Origin of the sequence: Streptomyces sp. ASQP_92 (assembly GCF_025399895.1) — a bacterium.
Classification (GTDB): Bacteria; Actinomycetota; Actinomycetes; order Streptomycetales; family Streptomycetaceae; genus Streptomyces.
Genome location: NZ_JAODUA010000033.1, coordinates 1 through 26389, shown reverse-complemented (window position 1 = coordinate 26389; position 26389 = coordinate 1). Strand labels below are relative to the sequence as shown.

The following is a 26389-nucleotide window of genomic DNA, read 5'->3' as shown; positions in this document are numbered from 1 at the left end:
CGTACCGCCGGTGGCCATGTCCAGCGTTGCGAAGCTCTGCACGCCCGTCTGCACGATGGAGGGGGCAAGATCAATAGAGGGGGCAGGCTCACACTGCCAATGGCCACCGGCCCCTTGGAATCGATCACCTAGGGATGAGCTGGCCGGTTCATGAAGCCGCGGTCGGCCAGTCGTGGCAGGTTGCGGCGGTCGCAGGTGGCCTCGTCGAAGTCGTCCAGGAAGGTGTGGAGGATGTCAGCGAGGTGGGCCATGGAGTCGACGGTGAACAGGACCGGCTGGTATCCGTCGACCTGATAGGGCAGCCGCACCAGATCATCGATGTCGAACGGGCGCAGCTCGGTGCGCGCGAACCGGCTGAGCTCGCCGTAGGAGGAAAGCAGGGCGGCCCCGTACGCTCGGGGACCGCGGCTGGTTCGGGTGACGCCGTATTCGAGGGTGAACCAGTAGACGCGGCTGATCAGGTCCAGGGCGTCGTCGGAGTCGACGCGGGCAGCGGCCTGGCCCACGGTCCGGTAAAGGTCGGCGAAAACAGGGTCGGCCAGGTGGATGCCGTGACCAAATACGTCGTGCAGGACGTCCGGTTCGGGCGTATAGAGCGGCATCGCCGGGTGCCGTACGTACTGGACGGCGTGGAAGTAGCCGTCCGCCATTGCCCCGAGGAACCTCTTGTTCGGCACGATCCCGCCGGCCAGCGTGAAACGGAAACCGCCCAGCGCATCCAGCCGGTCGGAGACTTCCTCGTGCTGGGGCACCCGGTCGGGCGGAACCGGAACCGCCTCGCGGGCAGCCAGCACCTGCGGGCAGCCCCAGTCGTCCTGGACGCTGCGCAGGGCCGCATGCACGGTACGCCAAGTGGCGTGCTCCTCCTCGCTGTAGGACACCGGGGGCGACGGCTCACCGACCTGGTGACCGCAGGCCCGGGACGCGATCAGATTCCTGCGGGCCACATAGGCGGCGTCAGCTAAAGAAGGGTGCTCCACGGCCCGCCCGAACCGTGTCCCGTGCATGTCGAGCGGAGTCAGACTCATCCAGTCCCTCATCAACCGCCCACCCTTACGCACCCCGCACTCGAGCCGACTGTTGGAACCCCCCAGGTTCGTCGCGGGAACGAACGAGGGCCTGGCCGCCGCCGCACGCGCGCGCGGCCAGGTCGGAAACCGCCGGCCCACCGTGGTCGCCCCCGGGATCCCTCCTGGCCGCGCGCGACGCACTGCTCAACCACGAGAACCGCGTCGCCCCGATCGCCAGGCTCCCCGGAGACAGCGCGGGAACGCTTTACAACCCATCTCCGACCCATCAGAACTACGCACCTCCAGGCTCCCTGCGCAGATCCCACCGGTGGCAACCAGTGATCGCACACGCCCACCGCGTCGAGGACGAGCCCGTGCCCCGGCCGCCTGGCCGTTCGCCGTCCACCGCAATGCGGTGGCCCCGCAGCGGCATGGGAGTCGGACTCCCACCGTGCTCCGTCCCGTCCGCCGCCGGCGATGAGGGCGCCGACAGGACGGAAGGGCTCCGGGTGTGGTGTGTTACCGGTACCAGCGCCGGATCCCCTTGGAGCCGTCCGCCTGATCGACGAGCCGGAGGCTCTGGTCCTGACTGCCCTCGACCAGGCGGCCCTGACCCGGCCGCGGCGGACACCGTCAGCGCGGGTTCGCCGTAGGCGTGGTTGCGGATTCCCTTGGAACGGTGCCCCAGTCGGCGCGCGGAGCACAGTCCCTCTCCGCCAGGTGCGAGGAGAACTGGTTCTGGTGCGCTTCGAGTTCGTGGATCTGCACCCGCAGCAGCAGGTCACCCACATCAGCACGACTGGCCTCGGCCTCCCGCCGCAAGTCCGCACAGACACGACAGTCCTGATCACTGAGCACTGGATCTCCTCACCCTTCAACAGGCCCCCGCGCAGCCCGCATTACCCAGCGCACGGCCGTCGACGCGCGCCCCCAAGCACATTCCCCCGAACGAGATCCCCTGGCGCACACCGACGGACAAGAACCAAACTTGGCGCCACGCCGTGCGGCTTTCGCCATCGTGGACACCAGAGCTGGAGATTGCTCAGGGCCTTGCCTTTCCTATGTGGATGACGGGTTGGCTTTCTAAGCGGGGTCCAGTGGTCCGAGCAGCCACACACCGGTGGAGGTGGGCTCCTCGCTGAAGTAGAAGTCACGGATTGCCTGAAGCATGTCGTCACGGCTGATCAGGCCGTCGGCGTCCCGGTCGAGGCGACCGAAGACCTCACGGGCGTCCGCTTCAGGCAACCCCATCAGAGCGCCGGACCAACGAACCTGCTCGTCCCGGGTCAGGTATCCGTCGCCGTCCTCATCCGCGATGTCCATCAGCGCATCGAGGAACGGCACGTAACCGGCGTCGAAGGAGGCAGGCGTGACCAGCAGGCCGGCGGCGAACGCCGCCTGGTACTCGGTGAGACTGATGCGTCCGTCGGCGTTGGTGTCCGCGGCCTGTGACAAGTGCTGCCACAGGCCGCGGCTCAACTCCCGCATGTGCTTGAGCGCGGGGGTTTCGGGGGTGAGCTGGAAGGCAGCGGCAAGGCGGTCGCAGGCCGACTCGAAGTCGGTGCGGTCGATGTAACCGTCCTCGTTGGTGTCGAAGGTGGCGAAGCGGCGGGCGAGTTTCCGCTGCAGGAACGGTGAGATGTCCATGCCTGACACTCTGCCTGCCCACGCAGCACCTGAAACCCCGCTGACGACCGGCGATACCCGTACGAGGCACGCCGGACCGGACACCCCGAGACGGCCGAGCGCTCATCCGTCAGCCAAGCACGCGAGCCCGCCCTCTCGGCGCGGACAGGGAATGCTCAGCCCCTACTGCGGGATGGGCGCCTCACCGGTCACGGTCACCCCTGCCCGCCGGAAGTCCTCCAGAGTGGATGCTGTGGTGTCCGGGGCCACGCCGACCGAGTAGTCCAGGAGTACCCGGGCACGGAATCCGGCCTTGACGGCGTCAAGGGCCGTCGCGCGGACACAGTGGTCGGTGGCGATGCCCACCACGTCGACCTCTTCCACTCCTCGCGATCGCAGCCACTCCGCCAGGGGGGTTCCGTGATCGTCGGCGCCCTCGAAGCCGCTTTTCGATGCGCTGTGGGCTCCCTTGAAAAAGACGGCGTCCACTTTGCCGCCCGCGGCCGTAGGAGCGAAGTTCGGGTGGAACTCGCCGCCCTCGTCTCCCGCCACGCAGTGAACGGGGAAGCTGTCCTTGAAGTCGGGGTTGTCCGAGAAGTGGCTCCCCGGGTCGATGTGGTGATCCCGGGTGGCGACAACGTACTGATAGTCAGATCCGGCGCCGCGTTCCACCAGATCGGCGACAGCAGTCGCGATCCGCTCCCCACCTGAGACCGGGACGCTGCCACCCTCACAGAAGTCGTTCTGCACATCCACCACGATCAAACCACGGCTCATCATGAACACCCTTCAGCGCGACGGAACAACCACCGCGTTCTACCGGCCCCCGTGCGTGCCCGGAAGGCAGAAACGGTTGCGCTCACCCGTACGGACCACGGTTGGTCACCGCAGGAACGATTCACGAAGCGCTGCGCAGGCCCGAGGCGTGTGCCGAGATCAGCCGGACCGCCCATGCGGCCAAGTACCGCGCCGCGTCAAGAGGTTCGAACAAATCCCGGGCCGGACACCGACCCGCAGCCCAATTTCACCGGCGCATGGTTCACCGAGCTGGTCGGGCGCGCGATCAACGGCGTCGAGCTCACCGACTACGCGGGAATGCCGGACTCCGCAGCGCCGGCTAGATCGCCGATCACTTCATCGGCCAAGCCTTAGGTGTCGCCTAGTACTCCAGTGCGGTTTTGTGATCTACCTGCTGGCTGCGCGGGCGGGCAGTCGTCGGTAGTCGCCACATCGGGTCGTGGCATGGTGCCGTACGAGGCTGCGGCATCCCTGAGGATGACAATGGTCGGCGGTACCGACGCACATCCAGGACGAGTTGCAGTGAATGGCGCATTCCGGTGGTTCAGTGCGCCGGAGGGAATGTAGCGTCGCGATCATGGAATCGCTGATCGGCACCACCACTGACCAGGCGCCCGCGAACCCGGCCGCGACTGATGACATGCTGGCTACTCAGCCGATCGGCTACTGGAGCGGCTTGGCCCATGCGACCGTCACACGGCATCTGCGTGACGCGATGGCCAAGCTCGACGTCACGCAGCCACAGTACTGGGTACTCAACTGCGTGAACGGCGGCCCTGCGGCGCCGAGCCGTGAGGAGGTCGTCGCGCAGCTGACGCACCTCGCCGACGGCCCGCACGATATAGCCAGGGTCGTCGACCAGTTGCTCCACCGCGAATGGCTGCGGATCGACGACGGGCAGCTCCTGCACCTCACGGATGCCGGGGAGGCCGCCAGAGCGCGGCTTCGTGAGCTGGCAACCGAGGTACGCGCCGTAGTCCACAAAGGCATCAGCGACGAGGAGTACGTGGCCGCGCTCAAGGTGCTTCGCACGATGGTGGCCAATGTCGAGCGCGACGGGCCTTCTGGTAATCCGGTCTGATGAGACGATCTCGTGACGGACCCGGTCTTGGAACCCGTGCGGCCACCGCGTGATCATCGGAGGTTGTGTGGACGCCTGAAGATCGTGCGGTGGCCGCAGGCCATAGCGCAGACCCTGCTCGCTGGCGGGGGCGATGTTCGACCAGGTCATGGCCCGGATCGCGGGTCGGCTCGGGCGAGTTGAACCCCGGGCCACGACCCGCGCCTACCTGCTCGGACTACTGTCGACCGTCGAGCGGAAGAACTGTTGGCAACTGGCCGAGGCTGGCGCGCTCGGAGGACTCCGAGCACTCCGTATGTCATTGCTCGACTAGCGCCGGACTTGGGCCCTGAGGCCGTCCTGGCCAAAAGCCAAGCCCACCGCAGGCGGCCCTGCCATCACACCACCGTGCACCGTGGCGGCCTCAAACGTGGGAGCTCCGCTGATCGCCGGTGGGCTCAGCCGTCAGACAGCTCGGTGCTGGGCCCTTTTGAGCAATGCAGAGTCGATATACGGCCACTTCTTTCGGCAACGCCACAACTGGGCGTCATCGTTCGCTTACGTTTCTGATCATGCCTGAGTGCCAGCACGTGCCGCAGTTGCCGCAGGAGCAGACCGACTTGATTCGTGCGTGGCACGAACTGGGTTATGAGACTGCCCGACATAGCGCGGCGAGCGGCGAGCGGTTGGTGCATTGCATGGGGCTGGATCTCATGGTGCCGCCCGAAGTGCTCGCGCCTGCGCCTGCGGTGGCCGAGGTGCTGGGCAGGGCGGTCCTTTCGGAAGCCAAGAGCGGACGAAGAGTGCTGGACCTGGGCACCGGGAGCGGCATCAATGGCATCTTGGCCGCAGGACGCGGCTGTGAGGTGCTGGCTGTCGACATCAACCCGCACGCTGTCGCAGCGGCGGCCGCGAACGCCGTACGCAACGGGGTGGGTGAGCGAGTTCTTGCGCTGGAAAGTGATGTCTTCAGTGCGGTGGAGGGCACGTTCGACCTGATCGTGTGCTCTCCGCCGTTTCGCTGGTTCGCTCCCCGGGACCATCTGGAGGCGGCCACCACCGACGAGGGCTACCGCATGCTGCGGGCCATGTTCGCTTCCGTCGCCGACTACCTTGCTCCGAAGGGCTGTCTTCTCTTCTTCTTCGGCAGCAGCGGCGATCTGGCTTTCGCCCAGTCACTGATGGACCGCAGCGGACTACGGCGCACGGTGGTGGACCGACTACAGCGCGAGCGCGAGGGCCGACTGGTGGAGTACATCGCATACCGGCTGAGCCGGTGACGCCCATGTCATCTCAGCGAGCCAAAGAGGCGGTGCTCATCGCCGGGGCCTACGCGGTCGACCTGGTCCTCACGGATCTGCGCGGCGCGGTGAGGGCGGGGGCCGAGGTGTGGGCCGATGGACTGGACATGGTGCCCGGAGGGGCGTTCACCTTGGCGATGGGGCTGCACCGGCTGGGGCGGCAGACCGTGTGGGCGGCCGATTTCGGCACGGATGTCTTCAGCCGTGAGGTCCTGGCCGCAGCGCGCCAAGAAGGCATGGACGAGGCAGGCTTCCGCCATCACCCACGCCCTGTGCGCAATGTGACGGTGGCCTTGTCCGATAGGAAGGACCGGGCAATGATCGCCCACGAGGACCCCATCACGGCACGCCCTCTCGCAGAGTTGATCGATAGGTTCCGTCCGTCGGTGGTGATGCTCCCCTTCCTTCAGTTCGGCCCGGAGACCACAGACGCGCTGGAGATGGCTGCTCAGCACGAGACCCGGGTGTTCATGGACTGCCAGGACTATGCCGGCCACATCGGCATGGACGACGTGCGCAAGGCCCTGGGGCAGGTGGACGTGTTCGCGCCCAACGAGTCAGAAGCGCTGCGGGTGACCGGGGCCGGCACGGTCGAGAAGGCACTGGAACTGCTCTGCGAGTTAGTGCCCACGGTGGTGATCAAACGTGGTCCGGCAGGCGCGGTGGCCGCAACGAAAGGGCTTCGGGCATCTCAAGACTCGCTCACGGTGCCGGTCGTGGACACGACGGGAGCCGGAGACTGCTTCAACGTGGGCTTCGTGCACCAGTGGATGGAGGGCAGCCCGCTGAACGACTGCCTGGCAGCAGCCGTGGCCTGCGGAGCCGCTTCCGTTACCGGCCCGGGCTCCAGCAACGCGCTCACCGCCCCCGAGCTCACAGCCTGGCTGACCCGGCTGCCGCACTGAACGTGGAACCACAAGAGCAGGGGGCCGTCATGAACTCCAACGAAAGCCGGGCGCGTGGCGGACACGCTTCTGCGGGCCAAAGAGTCCTGGTCACTGACCTGGACGGCACATTGCTGGGCGGCGACCAGGAGAGCCGTCTTCAACTGCGCCGTGCTCTGGAGCGTCACCCGGAGATCAGTGTCGTTTTCGCCACGGGCCGCAGCCTGAACTCTGTGCGGACACTGCTGCGCCAGGACCCGCTGCTTCCCTCACCCCGGTGGATTGTGGCCGACGTCGGTGCCAGCGTCATCGACGCCACCGACATGAGCCACGTCGACGCGCTGGAACACCGCCTGCGGATGGGGTGGCCCGGGCCCGCACTCGTCCGGGAGGCACTGCGCGGCTTTCCCCAACTCGCCTACCAGGACGTCGCACAGGATGGCCGCTGCTCGTTCTTCCTGGCTCCCGAAAGGCTGACCGGCGCCCTCACGTCGGCAGTGGAGAACATGGGATGCAGCTGGTCCTACAGCGAAGAACGCTACTTCGACGTCCTGCCCCCACATGCGGGCAAGGGACCCGCCGTTCAGCTGCTCATGGACAGGCACCAATGGCCCTTGTCCAGCCTGCTCGTTGCAGGTGACTCGCTCAATGACCTGTCACTGTTCCACCTCCGCTCTCACGGTGTCATCGTGGGTAACGCCGAGGCGTCCCTCACCGAACAGGCCCCCCAAGGCCCCCTGATCCACCGCTCCCCTCTCGATGGGGCCGCCGCCATCCTCTCAACGCTCCAGCAACTCAACTGGATCGAGCCGCCCCCACCTGTCGTCATCTGCTACCACCGCGCGCCTGCTCGCTGGGCGGGAGGACGGTGGGAACGGCCCTCCAGCCCCAACGGCATCCTGCCCACCCTGACATCCGTCTTCGGCAGCACGACCAGCGATGGCGACCTGCGCGCTGTGTGGGCCGCCGCGGTCGCCGCAGAAGGCCACGATTCCTGGCCCGCCTCGTTCCCCGGCCACCTGCCGATGGCGCTGCTGCCCGTGCAGGCGTCCCGCTGGGCCGGGTACTTCCACCGGGCCTGCAAAGAAATGCTGTGGCCGGCGCTCATGTCCCAGCCTCACCTCATCCATCACGATCCCGCTCACTGGGCCGACTACGAGCACGTCAACGCCGCCTTCGCCGACCACATCAGCGCCCACGCCGCCCAGGGCGCAACCGTGTGGCTGCACGACTACAACCTCTGGCTCGTCCCCGGCCTCCTCAAGCGCGCCCGGCCTGACGTGACCATCGGCCTGTTCCACCACACCCCCTTTCCTCCGCCCGACGTCTTCCGTGCCCTGCCCGTCGCCGAACAACTGCGCGCCTCCCTCGCCCAACTGGACTGGGCAGGCTTCCACACGGCCGCCTTCGCCGACCACTTCCATAAGCTCCTGCAAGACAGCACCACAGTGCCGCGCACCGGTGTCCATCCCCTGGGCATCGACCAGACCGCCGTCGCAGCCCTGGCACGCTCCCGTACCCCTCAAGTCGCCGTCACGGACAGCCTGTTGGTGCTGTCCGTGGAACGCCTGGACTACGCCAAGGCGCCCGTTCACAAGATCCGCGCCGTCGCGACCCTCCTCGACCGCCAACCGGAACTGCGCGGCCGCCTGCGCTTGCGGCTCGTTTGCCCGCCACCTGAACCCGGCATCCACGCCTACGAGGCAACTCGCATCGAACTTCAGCAGGCCATCACCACCCTCAATGCCCGATGGGGCACCAGTGAATGGCAGCCGGTGGAATACATCCCCCGATCGCTCCCCTTCACCGAGGTCGTGGACCACTATCTGGCAGCCGGCGTCTTCTGGGTGACCTCCCTGGCGGACGGGATGAACCTCACCGTCCAGGAATACCTCACAGCCCAAGTCGCCACCGAACGCGCAGGCATCCTCGTCCTGTCCTGCCACACCGGTATCGCCCAGCAACTCGGGAACGCGGCGCTGCTCACCGACCCGCACGACCCGCAGGACCTCGTCGACACCCTGCACACCGCCCTGACAATGGCCCCCTCTCATCGCACGGCGAACACGGCCCACCTGATGCACCTGCTCGACGCCGCCCCACCCGCCGACTGGGCCCGCGCAGTGATCGCGGCCATCCGCGAGAGGCCCGGACAATCGCCAGACCCGACCGTTCGAACGGCGGCGCCGCAAGGGGCGGGGCTCGTCACCGAAACCGGGAGGACGGTTTCGGCCACCAAACAGTGACGCGCCGCCTTCGATTCGACTTGTCAGCCACAAAGGGACACATCCACACACCCACCTGGACAGCTACCGCTGCGAGATGAACGGTGCGTCCACCACTTCGTAAGCAAGAGGACCACCATGATCGCTTTGGTCGACCCCCTTTCCAGCGGCGTCTTCCTCTCCTCCGCCCTCAGGGAGCGTGGCCAGGACTGCGTGCACCTGTACGAGAAGCGGTTCTCGAAGACGGCCAGACGTGACACGAGCGCGCCCGTCCTGATCGCGAGCGAAAACATGGCTGACACAGCCGCAGCCCTGCGTCATCGGGGTATCCAACACGTCGTTCCTGCAAGCGAGTTCGGCGTCTCGTTGGCTCATGATCTTGCAGCAGCCCTGGGCCTGGCGCGCAACGAAGACGATACGGCTGCCGCGCGGCGGGACAAGGCGCTGATGGGCGAAGCTCTGCGACAAGCCGGAGTGCCCTGCGCGGGTCAGGCCGCAGTGGCAACAGTGGAAGACCTGACCGGGGCTCTTCAACACCTTGGGTTACCCGTGGTCGTCAAACCCAGCCAAAGCTCCGGCAGCGACGGTTGCAGGGTGTGCTGGACGGAAGCAGAGGCGGTGGCCCACTTCCTGGACATTCACCACCAGATGAACCTCGTGGGCCTGCCGAACGACACGGCGCTCGTCCAGCAATATCTTCAGGGTGAGCAGTACGTGGTGACGACGGTGACGCTGGACGGCCAGCACGTGGTGTGTGAGGTGACCCGAAGTGTCATCGCCGAACTCGACGGCCTTCCTGTGCGCCGGTACAACGTCAGCTGCCCCAGCCTTGGTGCAGCCGAACGGGAGTTGGTGTCCTACACCCTCGACTGCCTGGACGCTCTGGGTATCCGTCAGGGCGCGGCCAATGCGGACGTGCGCCTCACCCCTGACGGCCCGCGCCTCATCGAGGTCAATGCGCGCATCCTGGGACCGGTGCTCCATCCCGATCCCTACTTCGCCGCGTTCGGCACCAGCCAGCAGCACTTACTCGCAGAGAGCCTCGGCGACCCCACCTCGTTCAAGGCCCGTTCCTCCGACGCCTACGCCCCGCCGCAGGTGATGGGCAAGGCGTTCGTACGTTGCTGGGAGTCCGGAGTTCTGGCAGCGGTGCCAGGTTTGTCATCCGTGCGCAGGCTCCCGGGCTTCCACAGCGTGCAGGGACTGCCGCACGTCGGGCAACCGATCCACAAGAACACCCTGACCAAGGGCAAGACAGGGATCGTCTACTTCGTCCATCCCGAGGAGGCTGTAGTCCTGCAGTCTCTTGAGGCGCTGAGCAGACTGGAGGACGAAGCGGCCCTCTTCCGCGTCGAGGCTGCACCGACCACGGGCAGTGAGCGTCGATGAACGATGACGTGTTCTCCTCGCTGGCGACGTGCGACAGCGAGACCACACAGCAGATTGCATCAGTACTGCACTCCCGCAAACAGGACCCAACTCAGTACCGGATGTTGCAGCGCTTCCTCACGGCCGTCGATGTCACCTCCGGGCCGCTGCTGGAGATCGGCTGTGGTTCCGGCGAGCTTCTCGCCGACCTCTGCGACCGGGCACCCGCCGCCACAGTGGTCGGCATCGACCACAGCGTCGACCTGTTGAGGATGGCCGGCCAAGCGGGCGGAACGGCCGGGAAACCCAAGCTCCTGGCAGCCGACGCGCACCGGCTGCCGTTCGCAGATGAGTCGTTCTCGACGGTCCTCATGTACACGTTGCTCAGCCACACACCGGACATCCGCTCGGTGCTCCAGGAGGCGTACAGGGTGTGCCGTCCGGGAGGACAAGTCGCCGTGCTGGACGGCGACTACGCATCGGCGGACTTCTCGCTGGGCCCACACGATCCGCTGAACGCTTGCGTGGACGCCTGGCGCGCACAGTACGTCGTGAACACGCACGACCTGCGATCCCTCCCCCGCCTGCTGAAGGCGGCAGGCTTCCAGCTCAAGCAGGCAGGCGCCCACGACTACACCGCTGCGCACTCGGACTACGCCTACACCATCATCGACCGAGGCGTGGACTCCCTGTTCGACAGCGGAACGATCGGCAAAGACCTCGCCCGCTCACTCAAGGACGAAGCGCGACGCAGGGCGCACGAGGAAGGGTTCCTCGGCAGCATCACCTACCGCTTCGCGCTGGCTCGAAGGCGCCCATCCGCCAGCACAACGCCCCCGAAAGCCTAGGAGCTGCGCATGCGTATCTGCATAGTGGGCGGAGGCACGGCCGCGGCCTGTCTCGTCATGGCGCTCGCCCGCGCACTCGGCTCTCGCCCCGTCGACCTCGTGATCGTGGAGCCCTCGGATCAGCTGTGGCGCGGCAGGGCATACAGGATGGACCGGGACGAGATCGTGGTGAACGCCCCGCCCACCATGATGACGCTGAACCCGAACGACCCACAGCACGCCCAGCGGTGGCTCGCCCGCCACCACGGCGAGAGCTGTTCCTCCCGCTGGTGGACGCAGGAGAGCTTCCCGCCTCGGCATGTCTACGGCCGCTACCTCGAGGAAACCCTCTCTCAGACCCTGGACGGCCTGGCGGCCTCCGGCTGGCGTGTCGAATGGCTGCACCGACGCGCCGTGAGTGTCGCGCTCGACGGTCACAAGACACTGGTCGGCCTGGAAGACGGGGCTACCGTCCCATGCGACTACACAGTGCTGTGTGTTGGAGAACCGTCGGAACCGTTCGGCTACGACCCCTACGAACTCGCCGGTCACCCCTCCTACATCAGCCGCCCCTACCCCGTGGCCTCCACTCTGGGCACCATTCATCCGTCGGCCTCCGTGGCCGTCATCGGCTGCGGGCTCACCGCCGTCGACACCGTCCTCGGACTGCGCGCCCAAAGCCATCAGGGGCGGATCACGCTGCTCTCCCGTGACGGCATCCTTGCCGCCGTACGCCGCCCACGGCAGGTCGGGCGGCCGTCACTGCTGACCCCAGAGACCGTTCGGGACCGCCTTGAGCGCTCGTCCTCACCTCTTCGCCTGTCGACGGTGGCTGCTCTGGCCCGGGAAGAAGCACTTCGCGCAGGGGCCACGCCAGGGCAAATCGCCTCCGAGATGTCCATGGCGGACTGGGGATTGAGGCGTGTGCGCCGACAACTCACCGACCGGGAACACGTACCGAACGTCGACTGGCTCCAAGTAGCCACCTGGGCTCTGATCACCACCGTGCACTATTGGTGGCCAGCTCTGCCCCGCAGCGATCGGCAGCAGTTCCTCCGCCGCTACCACCGGCTATGGGCCAGCTTCACCTCCCCCATGCCGGCCGCAACAGCCAACACACTCGTCGAGACGGCGGACAGCGGTCAGTTGCAGGTCCTGCGAGGCCTTCAGAAGATCACGCCGGCGGAGCAGGGGTTCCGGATCACAGCGCAGCACGACACGGTGGAAGCCGACGTTGTGATCGCCGCCGCTACCGCACCACCGGCGGCCCACCCGGCCACGCCCGATGAACTGATGGACGCGGTGATCCGTAACGGGTGCGGACAACAGCACCCGGACGGCGGCTTGCGCGTGCAGCCAGAAACCGGACGACTCATCGACCGCAGCGGCAGGCCCCAGCCATCGCTACTCGCCCTGGGCCACCTCACCAGCGGCACCCACTACTACCTGTCCGGCATACCGATGCTCGTATGGCGCAGCGAAGCAGTCGCCGCGGCGATTGCCGCCGATGCCTCACCCAGCATGGCCCCGCCCCCACCAGGTCTACTTACCCAGGTGTCACCGCGCCGGGTCAAGCATCCGTAGAAGTCCTCCCGGACGCGGGACGCAAAGTCGAAGGCGTCCCGCCGGGCATCGTGGTCGAGCACAATCACCTCTGCGGCCTTCGTATGAACATGACTCCGTGGCGGAACCTGTCGGTCCGCGGGCAGACGCCGCCAGCGCGTTCCCACCTCCCGCAGCCGGGCATGCAGTTGAGCGCTCAGGCATCGCAGGGCGCGGCTGGACAGATCAATCGACGACGGGTAGCCAAGCTCGCGAAGCTCCTGGTGGGGCACGGTGGATCTTGGTCGTGACACCTCCTACCAGGAGCTTCATCGCGCTGCAGAGCCGCCCAAGTGACGGACACCGCCGTCAGGTTGGAAACAGCTCGGTGATTTCTTCATCGGTGAAGAGGTCGATGGATACGTCGGCGTCAGCCTGCACTAGGTGCTCACCGACGACCGTCAAGAAAATTTCCATGTCGCGGTGGGGGGGGCGATGATTGCACGATTCTCCTCGGAGGGTGGTGTGAGGGGCCCAACAGGCGCTGAGAAGTCGGCGCGTTCGCTATGCGGCGAGGCCTGCCGGATCACGCGGCCTGCGCTTTGCGCCACTCCACCTCCGCGTCGGTCATGGGGGCGATGATGCTGTAAACGTCGCCTACGCGCAGATTGTCCGGGGTGGTGTATTCGCCGTAGCCGGCGATGACCGTGACGGCCACCTTGGACTCCGGTTGCCAGAACACCCGGTAGTACGGTGCGTTCGCCGGGTCCGGGACCTCCACCAGAGGCACACCGCGCCGCTCCAGCAACCGCCGCAGCTTCTCGAACCGGAGCCTGGGCGTGAACCGCCCGTACCGCTCGCGGAGCGTCTCGCCGATCAGGGTGCGGTCCCGGTGGGCGAGCCGGTGGACCTGCACAGTGAAATGGTGCCCCACCCAGGGCTCACCGGCATCGGCACGCTGCCAGAAGAACTCCACCAAGCCGTAGTCGCGCCACATGCTCCGCGGATCGAAACTGTTCTCGCCAAAGCGTGATCCCATGGCCTCAGCGACACGTTCGGGAGTGTCCGTGGGACGTGCCCCGAGCAGGGTGCCGGTGCTGACGACGTTCACGTAGAACGCCAGGGAATACGGTGTCAACTGCTGTTCCTCGGAGTGCCGTCGGGCCCGCGCCGCATGCCGAGGCGGACGGAAACGGCGAGATGCCCTGGATGGTAGAGATGGCTGGGTGGCAGGGGTGGCAGGAATCGAACCTGCGGCATCCGGTTTTGGAGACCGGCGCTCTGGCCAACTGAGCTACACCCCTTCAACGAGGCCCACTCTGTCACGCACACCCCACCGGCCTCCACCGCGTTTCCCGCACGCCCCCCGTGCGACCCGGCCTTCGCTTTCGGCGCCGAGACCGATCTGCCGCTCAAGTACGGTATGCGTCGCGCGAGTTCAGCGACCTCGGAACCTTTGAGGCGTCAGTGGCCGCCCCTGGGCCGGCCGCAGCCGCAGTGACCGGGTGGTCTCGGTTGCCGCTCGGGATCGCAGGTGTGCCAGTCGGGCACGGCTGCGTCGGCGGCGGCAGGGGTGCCGTGATGTTCGCAGCGCCGGGCCAGGAGCCGTTTGGTGAAGTGGCTTCGGACCGTGCGCGCATAGCCCCAACCGCCATCGCCGAACGGAACCAATCCGAAGCCCTAGTGGGCACTGAGCGTTTCCAACCTCCATCTGAGCAGGCCAGATGCAGCGCAGGACACCACACAGGCTGGAGAAACTCACCGAGCGGGCGCCCCGGCCGTACGTGGCGGACCTGGTCGTCGGTCGCGCCTTCAATCCTGATGCACGCTTGCAGGCTGGTGCTGCGCCGCTGAGGTTCCGCTGCCGGCTATCGGGCCGTGAGGCGCCTGTTGATGTCCTCGGCGTCGAACCGATTGGGGTCGAAGGCGCCGCCAACCCATTCCAGGAGTTCGTCGTGTTCTTCGTGCCCGGGGTCGCTGATGGCCTCGATGAGGTTCGCGTAGCCCCATGTGCCGCCGCAGTCCTCCGGTGTGCAGGCCCGGCGGCCGGTCAGGCAGCGGGGGTAGGTGGTGCCCGAGTCCTTGGGCAGGACCTTCTCCACTTCGATGCGGTGCACCCAGTGGTCACCGAAGTCGTAAATGTAGCTGATCTTGTCCCCGACGGCGGGAGCGACCGCGTAGAGCGGGACCTTGCGCTCGTCACGGTGCCCGAGCTCGCTGTCGCGGTGCCCGTAGTCCCCGGCCGCGGTCTGGAAGAGGTGCATGTGGTCGTTCTCCCAGCCCATCGCTCTCTGTATCACCAGGTGCAGGCGGTCGAGCGTGACGTCGGCCGGGACCTGCAGCCGCCGCCAGATCGGCGGGCGGACATCGACCAGGGTGACCTTAATCTGCAGAACGGAGTCAGCGGGCGTGGCACGGGTCCTTCGCAGCGGTGGGGCTCTCATCCCCAGTCTGGCGGGGCCGCCCTTCGTATTTTCAACGGAACGGGCGAGCCGTCTCGGTATGGACGATGGCGAGATCCATGACCTTCTCCAGCAGGTTGGTGCGGGAGGAGAATTCGCCGCGGCTCAGCACGGCGGCGGGCCATGAGGGAGAAGAAGATCTCCACCTGGTTGAGGCCGGAGGCGTTGCTTGGGGCTGTAGTGCACCACGATCCGCGGACGCTTCGCCAGCCAGCCAGGCACGAGTGGCCTTGAAGGTGTGCGAGGAGCCGTCGCTCGAGACCAGATGGATTGTCGGCCCTGCCGGGATGCACCGTCCAGACGGGCCAGGAACCGGACGAAGTGCGCGGAGTCGTTACGCGACAACTCCTCCACCACCTGCCCGGTGCGCACCTCCAGTGCGGCGGTGACCGAAACGGTGCCGCAGTGGATGTACTCGAACTCCCGGCACCGCGCCCGCCTGGGGGCGGGTGGCTGGTCGGGGTGCCTGCACAAGCGGGCGGCCATCGCGGTCTTCTAATCCATCGAAAGCACCACCGAGCGCGGCGGCCGGCTGCGGTAAAGGGCGCTGGCTGCGTCGATACAGGTTTCCCCGACCGACACAACCAAAGTAGTGATCAGGCCCGGCCAACCGCCCCCACAGAGCGTGAACGGTGCGGTTGATGAGGCTCTTCGTCATGTTGCCCCATCAGCCGCTCAGGTGCTGGCCAGACATGCTCACTTGGATCCCCCACGCCGGAACCCGCGGTGGGGACACCGATGGCGGGAGCGGAAGTAGCCGCTGAGCGGGTTGAGGAGAAGAACAGCTACCCATTGCCTACCTGACGAATGATCACCCGGCGGGTTAGCGGGGCCAGAAGCGCGGACAGGGGTCGGCTCGACGCAGAACCGCCGGCTCGCGGAGAGCGAGCCGGTCGGCGGGTGCCCGGCTGTCGAAGTACTCGTCTCTGATCGTGCGGAGGTCGTGACTTCGAGCCCTGACCAAGTAGACGTCGGCTTGGCAACGCGCCGAGGCCGCCTCGCGGGCTTGAGCCCGCGACTGACGAACCCGGCGAGAAATCGCGTCCTACTGACTCGATGCGCGGCCAACCACGCCCGGCTACGTTCTACTTCTCCTCCGGCTCCCAGGCGCGGAGCAGGTCGAGCAGCCCTGCGTCTCCGTCGACGCGCAAGGAGTCGGCCTTGATCCGGTCGTACAGGTAGAGGACCAGTTCACTGGCCGTGCCGTGGACGGAGGCGCCGGCTGCGTCCGAGTCCTCGCCGGTCGCCGTGGTGGGCGCGGGGATACGGGTTGTGCGTGCGCCGTCGCCGTCGACGGTGAGGCGCCAGGAGCGGCCCTCGGCGGTGTGGAAGTCGAAGGCCGTGGGCTTGTGCGGCCAGGCACTCGGCGTTCCGCAGACGGTGAACAGGAACTCCTCCACACCATCGAGTGCCACCTCGACCGGCAGCGGCTGCGGGGCACCCCCGGCGAGCTGAGCGTCGTAGGTGTGCACCGCGGTCTCCTGGACCCGGTGCCGCGCGGTGCCGCCGGCGGTCTGCGGTGACTGCGACGCGGGCCACCACGTCCAGCACCCGCTCTCCGGTCCCGCCTCACGCAGAGCGCCCAGCAGAAGCTCCGTCGACGCGTCCAGCCAGGACAGCAACGCCTCACGCTCCTGAGACACTTCCAGCGCGGCACGCGCGGCGACGGCCTCGGCCGGAGGCGCGTCGGCAGGCCCCGCGCCTACGATGGCGGCCCAGAAACGGTCTCCCCCACCCAGGTGCTTCACCAGATCGAACAGCGTCCACCCGGGACAGGTCGGCACCTGTGCGTCGAGACCGGGCGCGGCGGCGACCACGGCACGGAACGCGGTAGACCGTTCATCGATCAGTCGCAACAGGTCAGGGAACTCAAGATTCTTTTCCACACCCGATGTCTATCACCGTGCTCCGGTGATCGGACAGCGATTTTCACAGCCGCCGCCGGTCGGCCCTTGCGGACGTCCTCGCCTCCCGCTGCCCCCCGTACACCGAAATCTCCAGCGTCCGCGTCTACTTCATCCACATCCGCCTCCTGCCACCCACCACCGTCAGCAAAGCAGGCAAAGCCACCCATGTCGGCCTCACCCACGAGGACCTCACCCACCCCGACACCACCTGAACCGCCGTCACGTAGCAGCCCGCCAGAACTGCACCACGCTCAACCCACCTGCACAGGCGACATACACACAGGACAGCCACCACGGCCCCACTCAGAACCACACCCCGGGGCGCCGCGAACAACACTCAGAAAAAACACTCAGGAAAACTGCGAAATCCCAGCTCGAAGCCACAGCAACAACTCAGAACGATGTGCGACGACAACAGAAGAAACGAGGTCGAACGGACGATCAATGCCCTCGTGAACTCCCGCGCCGTGGCCCCGAGGTATGGCAAGCCCGCGTACGTCTTGCACGGCACCGTCACCGTGGCCGCGATCCGCCTGTGGCTCAGGACGTGATCGGACGGGCCGAATTCACAGCCACCGCTGTGCCGCCTCGACGCTGTCGCCTCCGCTGGTGTTGAACGCGATAGCAGCCTGCGGCGCATGACGGCGGATCAGGTTTACGACCTGCTCGAACAGCGGAAGCAATGGCTCGGCCTTGCGGATCCCGCCACCAACGACCACAACATCCCACGGATGCCTGGCCAGCGACGTGATGAGGGTGGACTCGGCTGATTCGTCGAACGCGACCAGCGTCATGGCCGCGTCGATGCCGTGCTCGCCGAACCGGGCCAGCTCCGCGTCGAGAGCCGCGCGAAGCGCATCCCCGTCGACGCCAGGTATCGCATGCGGGTCGTAACCAACAACAAGTGCTGAAGACATGCAGACAACCTACCGGGCCCTGCCCGAACATGATCCGCCGAACAGTGCCTTGAGGTCGTGGGTGCGGCGGAGGGCGACAGCGAAGCGGTCTCCACACACGCTGTCACCGCAGCCGCGGGCATCAGGGCCCCCGCGTTCTGCCGGATTTTCGACGACAAGGACGGACTCCTGGGCGAGCTCGCCACCTACGGCTTCGAGATGTACCTGGCCGAGAAACAGGAGGCACTGGCCCAGACGCCCGACGGCCCGGTGGCAGATCCTTACCTCGGCTGGGACCTGCACGTCGGCTTCGGGCTGCGTCACCCCGCGTTCTACATGCTCATGTACGGCACCGTGCGGCCCGGACGGCGCCCACGGGCAGCGCACGAGGCACACGCCCTGCTGGTGAGACTGCTGGGCCGGGCCGCGGAGGCCGGGCGCCTTCGCATTCCGGTGGCACTGGCCACCCGAGTCATCCACGCCACGACAACGGGCGCCACGCTGGCGCTGATCGGCGAAGAGCCCTCACAACAGAACCTGTCCACATCGGCGCGGCTGCGGGACACCGTCATCGCCCTCCGTCACCACTGACCCACCCGCCTCCTCCGGGTCCGACCTGGCGTCGCGCGCACTCACCCTCGACGCCGCACTGGAAACCGCACTCACCCCCGGACACCCGGCCACGGGTGCCGGGATGCCTCTGCGAGCCACGAAGACAGCTCTGCTCCGCGAGTGGCACCAGCAACTGGCAGGCTGAACCCGCCGCAGCACTACAGGGGCAACGCAGTCAGTTACGCCCCCAGCCACCGATCGGCACCGCTCCCCCTGCCAGACCCGGAACGCCCGCCCGCCCGGCAAACGACCGCCGTCGCGGCCGCCTGACAGGACTCCGTTCAGTCTCCCGATCGAGCCTGTCCGCAGCATGGCCGATATGCGGATACCCATGAAGCGACCTGGCTGCGGGGCGAGTTGGCGCTTTACGCGACCGGCCTGTTCGCCTCGGTGCGCGGCAGGCCAGCCAGGGCCACCCGCGCGATCCCCGGAATACCGTGCTGTGCAAGGAAGTTCGCAGAGGGGCCCATGCAGAGCGGCGTTCCCCCGCTGGCAGCATTCCGGGCGAGCGAAGGAGTGAGAGATGAAGTCCGTCATCCGGACGACCGCCGGCGGTCCCGACGTGCTCCAACTCGTCGAGCGCCCCGTGGCCGAGCCCGGTCCGGGCGAAGTTCGGGTCCGTATGCACGTCTCGGGTGTCAACCCCACCGATTGGCGCAGCCGCAGACGTGCGTTGCCGCCGGGCATGATCGAGCAGGTGCCCCACCAGGACGGCGCCGGAGTCATCGACGCTGTCGGACCACAGGTTGACCCAGCGCGGGTCGGAGAACGAGTGTGGATCTGGGAGGCCGCGTGGGAGCGGCCCTGGGGGACGGCACAGCAGTACACGCTCGTGCCGGACCGGCATGCCGTCGAGCTGCCCGACCATGCCTCGTTCGAACTCGGCGCCGCCCTGGGTATCCCGGCCCTGACCGCCCACCGCACGCTGACAGTTCATGACGGCGGACCAGGGCGTATCGCGCCCGGTACCCTGCGGGGCGCGACCGTACTGGTGGCAGGCGGCGCGGGCGCCGTCGGCAACGCGGCCATCCAGCTTGCCCGTTGGGCCGGAGCGCGCGTGATCACCACGGTCAGCGGACCCGCCAAAGGCGCTCTGGCGGCCGCGGCAGGCGCCCACCACGTGGTCGACTACCGATCACAGGACGCGGCCGCGGAGATCCTCGCTTATGCCCCCGGGGGCGTCGACATCATCGTGGAGGTGTCCCCGGGCGCCAACTCCGCTCTCGACATTTCGGTGGCCGCCCGGGGAGCGGTGGTGGCGTACTACGGAGCCGGCGAGAACGAGCAGCTCTCCATCCCTGTGCTCTCCTCGTTGGCGGCCAACCTGCGCTGGCAGAGCGTCTTCGTCTATACCGTGCCGCCTGCCGCGAAGCAGCAGGCCCTCACCGACGTGGCGGCAGCCGTGGACGAAGGTGCGTTGCGTGTGGGTGAGGAGGCGGGGATGCCCCTGCACCACTTCACGCTGGAGCGCACGGCTGAAGCACATGCCGCGCTCGAACAGGGCGTGGTCGGCAAGGTCCTGCTCGACATCCCGTGACCTGATCAGGAGACCGACACCATGTCAGTCACTGCGCACGCGACGGCCATACCCGCCTGGGTCCTGAAGTTCATGGACGCCATCGACACCCTGGAGTTCGACGAGGGCTTCGCGCCGCTGACGGAGGCCAGTGACATGTTCTTCGGTACCGAGCACCTCCATGGCGTCGAGGCCATCAAGGCGTTCTTCGTCAAAATCGACGCTCCGCTCAACATCACCCACAAGGTTCTGGAGTACTGGGCCGCCGACGACGGCGTCCACCTGCTGCGCGGCGAGGCGACGATGGCCAAGAAGAGCGCACCGGACCGGGTGGTGCGGGCCCCGTTCATGCACATCTTCTACCTGGACCGGGAAGAGCCGGTCCGCGTCCGTACCCTCCGCATTACGGCGGGTCCTCTGGAGACTGACGTCGTGATGTGACCAGGTCTTGCCAGGTCTTGCCAGGTCTTGAGGGGGAGCGATTGTCGCGGCTTCCGTACCGGGGACGGACAGCCCGAGCAGTGGAGCAGTGGACCTCCCCGCACGCCGCGTGGCCGGGCCCTGGTGGGTTTCGTCGGAGATTGCCGGCCGACCTCTCGATTCGGCGGGACGAAACCTGACGGCTGGCCCGGACTGGCCACGCCCGTCATCCCGAGGTCTGAGGACAGGCGTGGTGTCGGGCCCGCCGGGAGCCGTGATCGAAGACCCGTTGCCACTGCGTGCCTGTCTCCGCTCGGTACAAGGCCCGCTCGGAGGAGATGTGTGGCAGGCGGGGCCAAGCATGACCGTTCCGCTTCGGTGTCACCCTGACGGAGGAGGAGCTCACGGGCTGCTCGGGGCGCGGCTGCTACAGGTCGAACTCCAGATGCTCGATGTCGGTGAACCGGACCCCCTCCAGGGAGCCGGCGCGGCGGCCGCCGTCCTGGAAGTAGACCTCCTTCAGCGCTTCGGCCGCGATCTCCTGGAGCTGGGCATCGCCTGCGCCGGCCTCCTGGGCGTCGAAGAGGCGGGCGGCGAAGCGGGGCGGCAGGGCGACCGTCAGGTGCCGGATGCGGTCCTGGTCGGTCGACCCGATCGGCGCGGTGTAGCCCATGCGGGCGCGGGCGTCGAGGACGATGCCGCCCGTGCTCGCCGCCTTCGCCTTGGCCTTGGCCCGGATCTGCGGCTGCCACCGGGCCTTCACCTCGCGCTCCAGGCGCGCGGCGAGGTCCGGACGGGGCTTCTTGATCTGGGCCTTGACGTACCGTTCGACGGTGCGCTGGGAGATGCGCAGCATCTGCGCGACCGCCTTCGTGCCGCCCAGTTGCTTGACCAGGTAGCGCATCTGCGCGGGCGCGCTCTTGGGCGCTGGACGGGTGAACGCCTTCTGCACCGCGGCGTCCAGGCCGTCCCCGAACATGGTCATCGGCTGCTACTCCCCATGGTCGGCGCCGGTGACGGTGCCGTCCTTGATGTACCGGGCGAGGTTGAGCTCCGGGGCGTTGAACTCCTCGCGCACGCCCTCGCCCCACAGCACACTCTGGGTGCCCTCCCATTTCACCAGCCCGGGGTTCACGCCGAGCTTGAAGCCGCCCGGCAGCGGCTTGCCGTCCCGGTAGGGCAGGAAGTCCAGCGGGGAAGGGCCGTCGGAGGCGTAGACGGCGCAGTCCGAGAGGACGGCCACCGGGTACTGGCCGGTGAAGGCGGCATGCTTGACGATCTTGCGGTGCATGTTGATCCGGGTGCGGGAGATGACCGCCGCGCGGATGTCCGGGCGCCAGGTGGGCCGGGCCAAGGCCCGCCACGGCTGTCCGGGTTTCCAGCCCTCCCCGCGCGGGCGTTCGCGCAGCTTGCCGATACCGCCCTTCACCGTCGCCTTGATCGCGGACACGACGATCGCCAACTCGGGGTCACGCTGCCGGTATCCGTCCATCGCCTTCAGGAACTCCTCCGGCGTCAGGTCCGCGCCCACTCCGAGGTCGGCCATCGTCGCGATGTAGGCATCCCGCAGCCGGTTGTACCAGGCGTCCAGGTAGCGGCCGGTGTCGCGGCGGACGTACGCCTCGATGGGGCGCACCTCGTAACCGAGCTCCACCGCGTACGCCACGGTCGGCGTCGCGTACCAGGCCGGCCCCTGCGGCTGCTCGCCCTTCGGCGTGAACGGGCTGGGCAGCAACGCGCCGTCCAGCTCAGCCCACTTGTCCTTGGCGAGCTTTACGCGGGACAGGTCGACGTGGGACAGGTCGACCAGCCAGGAGCCGGGCAGTTTCGCGTCGAAGACGGGGTTCTTGACGTGCTCCGGCGCGTCCAGACCGACGATGAGACCGTTCGCGCCGGCGGCGAAGGCCATGTTCACATCGATGCCCACCAGGTGGGGGCGAAGGCATTCGGCGTCGGTGAGCGGGCGTGCCCAGTCGTACGCCTCCTCCACCAGGACCTCGGCCGGGGTGCGCTGGTGGAAACGCGGCAGGCCGGCCAGGAGCGGGTGGCCGTCAGGTGCCTCGCAGGGTGCGCAGTCCACCGGCTCCTTGCCCAGCGAGCCGGGGTTGTGCTCGGAATGCCGCCTGCCGTCGGCGTCGGGCTCGGAGGCGCGGGTCGGCGGATGCAGGGCGGTCATCAGTTCCAGACCCGTGACGGCGGTCGAGCCGCGCGGCGTCATCACCCGGGCCGCGTACATGCCCAGGACGCGGGCCAGTTCGGCCGGCGGAAGCTGGGCGGCGTCGGCCCAGTGCCGGGTGTCGAGCGCGTCCCACGACGGGATGCACAGCTGCACACAGGAGCGCTCCGCACCCTGCGCAGGTCGATAGATGCGCGCCCACGGCCCGAACCCACGCTTGGTCAACTGCCAGTGCGCGCGGGCCAGTTGCTTGATGACCTTGTGGCCCTCCGGAATCCGTCCGGCCAGGCGCTCCTCCTTGGTGAGCGTCGTGGGCAGGCCATAGCGCGCCAGCGCGGCCTCGGTGAGCACGAGCAGTGGGTCGGCGTCCTTGCCCGGACCGGCGAGCTTCGGCTGACCGAGCCGCCCTTCGCGTAGCGTCCACTCCACCAGCGCGGGAAGCGACTTCGCGGGCACGTCCAGAACCAGACCACCAACGCAGTACGCAACCGCCTCACCGTCGATGACGTCGACCACGGCCAGCGGTCCGTTCTCGAAGCGCGCGTCGGCATCCCCAGCCGCAGCGGTCTTCCTCGCGTCCGGCTTCTGTGACGTCGCCCTCTGCGACGTCGGCCTGGTCGCAGGCGGGACAGCCGCGGGACGCGGTGTGGTGATCCGGGAAGCAGGCTTTGCGGTAGGGGCTGTGGAGCTTGCGCGGGTTGTGGCCGCTTCAGCTACCGGCGGTGCGAGAGGGGCGGGGGCGCGCGTGTCGGGAACCGCGGTGGCTTCCGTGGGAGCCGGAGCGTTGGCGGGGTAGAGCTGGGCGAGCTGCTTGAGCATACGAGCGTAGGCGTCACGCTCCGGCGGCCGAGGCTCCGTCCTGCCGGCCTCCCAACCGCTGACCGTCGCCCGCCGCACATCCAGAGCGCCGGCCACCTCGTCCAGGGTCAGGCCGTGCGCCTGGCGCAGCCGCTTGCGTTCCGCCGCCGGCGGCAACGGGGAGCGGGACGCGATGAGTGCGTCAACGGCGTCGAACAGCTCGGACATACAGCACCTCCAGCCCCGACCCTAGCGCGAAGCGCACGTTTCGCGTACCAAGCGCGTACGGACAGCGTAAATGGCGGCGGGTGGTGTTCACGCTTTCCCCAGGGGTGGTGGCGCCCGGCATGGGGTGAAGCCGGGGACAGGATCTTCGCAAGGCACTCAGAACAGACCTCGCTCCATGAAGTCATCGAGTTCCTCCCATGTGACGAAAGAGCACTCCCCTGTCTTCAGGTCGACACGGATCGGCAAATTACCGCCAAGCTGAGCGTCTTCATCACCCTCGTCAAGAAACTCGATGCGGTCGTAGGGCGCAAGGAGCCGGTCGGCGTCGATAAAGCAGTCCTCGACGATTATGCGGACCTTGCTAGACAGCCAAGCCTGGCTCCGCTCCGCAAGAAACCGGGCGGCTCGTTGTTCGGCAACTTCCCTGTCCATCAACTCAGTTGGTCCTCATGAGCCAGTAGGCGCTGTACTGCGGATATGCCGGATTGGCCTCCGTTGTGGAGGTCGAGGGACACTGCCTTCGTCACCGCCAAGCGCGGTTGGGACGTCACAGCGCCCCAAGCGATCCCGCTGTCGGTGCTGCCGGTGGTGGTGCATCGAACACTGTTGCCGACCTGGTTGACGTACCGGTCCCGCGCACGGTGCCGGCGGTCTCGTGGATCGGCCCTGGGGTGGAGAACCTGGCCGGCTGCAGCCGCGAGGCCGCGTCCGGCCAGGGCACGGGGGCGAAGTCACCGCATGCGGGGTCTGCCTCGTACCAGCCTCGACCGTCGAGCCAAGCCGCCTTGCCCGGCACGACAGCCCTGGACGGCCCGGGCCGCAAGCCGGGTCACCCCGATCCATGACGCCTGGTGGGATAGTGCGGTGCACCCACTGCGAGCGCGACACACCGGGGCCCTGATTGAAGTCCTCCTCAGCCGCCACCTGCCCCACGAACAACTCGTCGCAGGGCTCCCAGCGACCGTGAAGAGCGGTGCCCTGACCGCAGACGCCGTCGCCCTGGAAGTACGCAAGTCGGTAGCTCCTCATGCGCGGCGAGGACGGCGCCTGCGGAGAGTGGCAACTGCTGGCCGCCGCCACAACCTCCGCAAGATCTTCCGACGCGCCGGAACAACCGCACTCGCGTCCGCGATCGCCTGAGCAGCGAGACACGCCACCGACCCACCCTGCCGAGACATCCACAACACACCGCAGAAGGGTGACCGGTGTACCGCGACCGATCCCGCCGATCAGGATCACCCGGCCAGTTGCCCGTTGCTGACCCACGCTCCAAACCAACGAAGGCGGGTGACGAATGGCCACCTCGTTCCGGATTCCCGAGCCGACCCAACCGGCGCTAATTGGGCCGGGGCAGGCGCCTACAGGTCTCTCATCAGGATGGCTCCAGGGGAGGGTCAGGCTGTGCGGGGACGAAGATCGGGAAGGTGACTGGCTTGGACGCATTGGTCGGCAGGCCAAGGTTTCCGCACTGATTCGTGGGTCCGGCCACAGGAAGTGCAGTGGTCAGTCCCGCGGCGATGCCCGACGATCTTCCGGTCGAGGTCCCGGGGCGAAAGCCCGTGATGTTGCGGCATTCGTTCCCGTAGGCGCTGTTCCCGAAGCCGATAACGGAGGTCGCCGAAGCGGTCGCGGCGCTGCTCGCGGCCGTCGCGAGTACTGCTGCCGCAGAGGTTGTGGCTGCCCTGTTCATACTGTCCCCTCGCCCTGGTCGATTCCCCCGTCAACAGGGCCCTGTTGCAGCGGTTACGGGGCGGAGGGAAGCGTTGGCGCTCAAGGCGTGGTGGCCTACAGCTCGATGTCGAGCCGTTCCATGTCGGCGAACCCCACGCCCAGGCCATGTGCCGACTGTTGTTGGCGCGGAAGTACTCCGGGCCAGGCCGTCTGCGGCGCGATCTGCCGGGGCTGGGCTTCCGTGGCGCCGTGCTCCCGTGCGCTGAACAGTTGATCGGCGTACTCGGGCGGCAGGGCCTGGGTGATGGCCCGGATGTCACGCGATCCATCTCCACCTGGGTCCCCTTCGCTGACGTCGTGGTTCAGGGAAACTCGATCGGGGCGTACCAGAAGAAGGGCGCGGGTTACGTCGCCTATGGGGCGGAGGTGGGCTCCAACGCGTCCGTGACCACCGCCTTGATCGCCCCGCTCCGGCGCCGTCACCATCGGCCTGGCTGTCGGCGTCGGCCTTGTCTACGGTGGGGCCAACGTGGTCGAGCATTGGGACGACATCAAGGACGGGGCGGGCAGACAGCCAACTGGGTCGGCGACAAGTCCCCGAAGTCGAGCCATGAAAGAGCCGGCGGAGCCAAGAGCGCGGCCAAGCACCTGAACCCGTCACACTGGTTCTGACCTCATAGGGACACAGGCAGGTGGAGATGAGCGACGCCTTCATATTTGAGCTGCACCACTACCGCACGAAGAACGAGACCGGATTCGAGGGGATCGTCGGCCCTTTCGGCAAGGTGGTCACGATCCGGCCGAGGAACAGGATTCTGAGAGGGAAGAAGCTCCCGAAGGCTGAACTACGTGTCCAGGGCGAGAACGTGCCGGAGGTCCGGTACCGCTCGGACTCCTTCCACCCCCTGTCCTTGGAGAACAGTTCGCTGTTCATCGACGGAACGCAGGCGGCCTTGGACTTCAATCGACGGGCCTTCAGGAACAAGTCCCGGGCACTCAAGATCTCTTTCAGGGAACGCTCGTACACATGCACCGTGGTTCGTACGGACCGCACCTTCGTCC

General features: G+C 67.4%; 21 protein-coding genes, 1 tRNA gene and 3 pseudogenes. 14 read left to right on the top strand and 11 right to left on the bottom strand.

The window, feature by feature from the left end; genetic code table 11:
* Positions 1-128: 128 nt before the first annotated feature.
* The 3 genes from N4G70_RS35180 to N4G70_RS35170 form a co-directional block, all read right to left on the bottom strand.
* A complete protein-coding gene (locus N4G70_RS35180; protein WP_261716854.1) occupies positions 129-1028 on the bottom strand; it encodes a phenylalanine 4-monooxygenase in 900 nt (299 codons plus the stop codon).
* Between the two features lie 1065 nt (positions 1029-2093).
* On the bottom strand, positions 2094-2657 hold the full coding sequence (locus N4G70_RS35175; RefSeq protein ID WP_261716853.1) for an EF-hand domain-containing protein: 564 nt from the start codon (positions 2655-2657) through the stop codon (positions 2094-2096).
* Between the two features lie 162 nt (positions 2658-2819).
* Entirely contained in the window at positions 2820-3413 is a 594-nt protein-coding gene (locus N4G70_RS35170) for an isochorismatase family protein (protein ID WP_261716852.1), read from the bottom strand.
* Positions 3414-4011: 598 nt separating this feature from the next.
* Here N4G70_RS35170 and N4G70_RS35165 point away from each other — a divergent pair.
* The 8 genes and pseudogenes from N4G70_RS35165 to N4G70_RS35130 all read left to right on the top strand — a co-directional run bounded on the left by N4G70_RS35165 (position 4012) and on the right by N4G70_RS35130 (position 12683).
* Positions 4012-4515, top strand: a complete 504-nt coding sequence (locus N4G70_RS35165) for a MarR family winged helix-turn-helix transcriptional regulator (RefSeq protein WP_261716851.1) — start codon at positions 4012-4014, stop codon at positions 4513-4515.
* 133 nt (positions 4516-4648) lie between these two features.
* A pseudogene (locus tag N4G70_RS35160) lies at positions 4649-4780 on the top strand (IS701 family transposase); the annotation flags it as partial.
* Positions 4781-5066: 286 nt separating this feature from the next.
* Entirely contained in the window at positions 5067-5774 is a 708-nt protein-coding gene (locus tag N4G70_RS35155; protein ID WP_261716850.1) for a class I SAM-dependent methyltransferase, read from the top strand.
* Positions 5775-5806: 32 nt separating this feature from the next.
* Complete coding sequence (locus N4G70_RS35150; protein WP_261716849.1) at positions 5807-6700, top strand: carbohydrate kinase family protein; 894 nt, start codon at positions 5807-5809, stop codon at positions 6698-6700.
* 29 nt (positions 6701-6729) lie between these two features.
* Positions 6730-8925 carry a trehalose-6-phosphate synthase gene (locus tag N4G70_RS35145; RefSeq protein ID WP_261716848.1) on the top strand — a complete coding sequence of 732 codons (2196 nt, stop codon included), beginning with the start codon at positions 6730-6732 and terminating at the stop codon, positions 8923-8925.
* Between the two features lie 117 nt (positions 8926-9042).
* Positions 9043-10293, top strand: coding sequence for an ATP-grasp domain-containing protein (locus N4G70_RS35140; RefSeq protein WP_261716847.1), 1251 nt, complete (start codon positions 9043-9045; stop codon positions 10291-10293).
* A complete protein-coding gene (locus N4G70_RS35135; protein ID WP_261716846.1) occupies positions 10290-11120 on the top strand; it encodes a methyltransferase domain-containing protein in 831 nt (276 codons plus the stop codon). The genes N4G70_RS35140 and N4G70_RS35135 overlap by 4 nt, the downstream gene beginning before the upstream one ends.
* Before the next feature lie 9 nt (positions 11121-11129).
* On the top strand, positions 11130-12683 hold the full coding sequence (locus N4G70_RS35130; RefSeq protein ID WP_261716845.1) for an FAD/NAD(P)-binding protein: 1554 nt from the start codon (positions 11130-11132) through the stop codon (positions 12681-12683).
* A 544-nt stretch (positions 12684-13227) separates the two neighbouring features.
* Here N4G70_RS35130 and N4G70_RS35125 read toward each other — a convergent pair.
* The 3 genes from N4G70_RS35125 to N4G70_RS35115 form a co-directional block, all read right to left on the bottom strand.
* On the bottom strand, positions 13228-13779 hold the full coding sequence (locus N4G70_RS35125; RefSeq protein ID WP_261716844.1) for a hypothetical protein: 552 nt from the start codon (positions 13777-13779) through the stop codon (positions 13228-13230).
* Between the two features lie 89 nt (positions 13780-13868).
* Positions 13869-13945, bottom strand: a tRNA-Trp gene (locus N4G70_RS35120).
* Between the two features lie 564 nt (positions 13946-14509).
* Positions 14510-15085, bottom strand: a complete 576-nt coding sequence (locus N4G70_RS35115; RefSeq protein ID WP_261716843.1) for a plasmid pRiA4b ORF-3 family protein — start codon at positions 15083-15085, stop codon at positions 14510-14512.
* 382 nt (positions 15086-15467) lie between these two features.
* Here N4G70_RS35115 and N4G70_RS35110 point away from each other — a divergent pair, with 382 nt between their 5' ends.
* Entirely contained in the window at positions 15468-15602 is a 135-nt protein-coding gene (locus N4G70_RS35110) for a hypothetical protein (protein ID WP_261716842.1), read from the top strand.
* 586 nt (positions 15603-16188) lie between these two features.
* Here N4G70_RS35110 and N4G70_RS35105 read toward each other — a convergent pair.
* Positions 16189-16989: a maleylpyruvate isomerase family mycothiol-dependent enzyme gene (locus tag N4G70_RS35105; protein WP_261716841.1), complete on the bottom strand. Its 801-nt coding sequence runs from the start codon at positions 16987-16989 to the stop codon at positions 16189-16191.
* Between the two features lie 437 nt (positions 16990-17426).
* Between N4G70_RS35105 and N4G70_RS35100 the strand changes: the two are divergent.
* Positions 17427-17561: pseudogene (locus N4G70_RS35100) on the top strand (IS5/IS1182 family transposase); the annotation flags it as partial.
* A gap of 15 nt (positions 17562-17576) precedes the next feature.
* Here the strand turns inward: N4G70_RS35100 and N4G70_RS35095 are convergent.
* The gene (locus N4G70_RS35095; RefSeq protein ID WP_261716840.1) at positions 17577-17927 is read right to left on the bottom strand and encodes a hypothetical protein; all 351 of its coding nucleotides are present in this window, start codon (positions 17925-17927) and stop codon (positions 17577-17579) included.
* A gap of 57 nt (positions 17928-17984) precedes the next feature.
* On the opposite strand from N4G70_RS35095, the gene N4G70_RS35090 reads away from it, so the two are divergent.
* The 3 genes from N4G70_RS35090 to N4G70_RS35080 all read left to right on the top strand — a co-directional run bounded on the left by N4G70_RS35090 (position 17985) and on the right by N4G70_RS35080 (position 20475).
* A complete protein-coding gene (locus N4G70_RS35090) occupies positions 17985-18497 on the top strand; it encodes a TetR/AcrR family transcriptional regulator (protein WP_261716839.1) in 513 nt (170 codons plus the stop codon).
* 544 nt (positions 18498-19041) lie between these two features.
* The gene (locus tag N4G70_RS35085; protein ID WP_261716838.1) at positions 19042-20055 is read left to right on the top strand and encodes an NADPH:quinone reductase; all 1014 of its coding nucleotides are present in this window, start codon (positions 19042-19044) and stop codon (positions 20053-20055) included.
* Positions 20056-20076: 21 nt separating this feature from the next.
* The gene (locus tag N4G70_RS35080) at positions 20077-20475 is read left to right on the top strand and encodes a nuclear transport factor 2 family protein (protein WP_261716837.1); all 399 of its coding nucleotides are present in this window, start codon (positions 20077-20079) and stop codon (positions 20473-20475) included.
* A 406-nt stretch (positions 20476-20881) separates the two neighbouring features.
* On the opposite strand, the gene tpg is transcribed toward N4G70_RS35080, so the two are convergent.
* The 3 genes from tpg to N4G70_RS35065 form a co-directional block, all read right to left on the bottom strand.
* A complete protein-coding gene (tpg, locus tag N4G70_RS35075) occupies positions 20882-21439 on the bottom strand; it encodes a telomere-protecting terminal protein Tpg (protein WP_261716836.1) in 558 nt (185 codons plus the stop codon).
* Between the two features lie 6 nt (positions 21440-21445).
* Positions 21446-23656, bottom strand: a complete 2211-nt coding sequence (tap, locus tag N4G70_RS35070; RefSeq protein WP_261716835.1) for a telomere-associated protein Tap — start codon at positions 23654-23656, stop codon at positions 21446-21448.
* A gap of 156 nt (positions 23657-23812) precedes the next feature.
* Positions 23813-24088 carry a hypothetical protein gene (locus N4G70_RS35065; RefSeq protein WP_261716834.1) on the bottom strand — a complete coding sequence of 92 codons (276 nt, stop codon included), beginning with the start codon at positions 24086-24088 and terminating at the stop codon, positions 23813-23815.
* Between the two features lie 1931 nt (positions 24089-26019).
* On the opposite strand from N4G70_RS35065, the pseudogene N4G70_RS35060 reads away from it, so the two are divergent.
* A pseudogene (locus N4G70_RS35060) lies at positions 26020-26389 on the top strand (hypothetical protein); the annotation flags it as partial.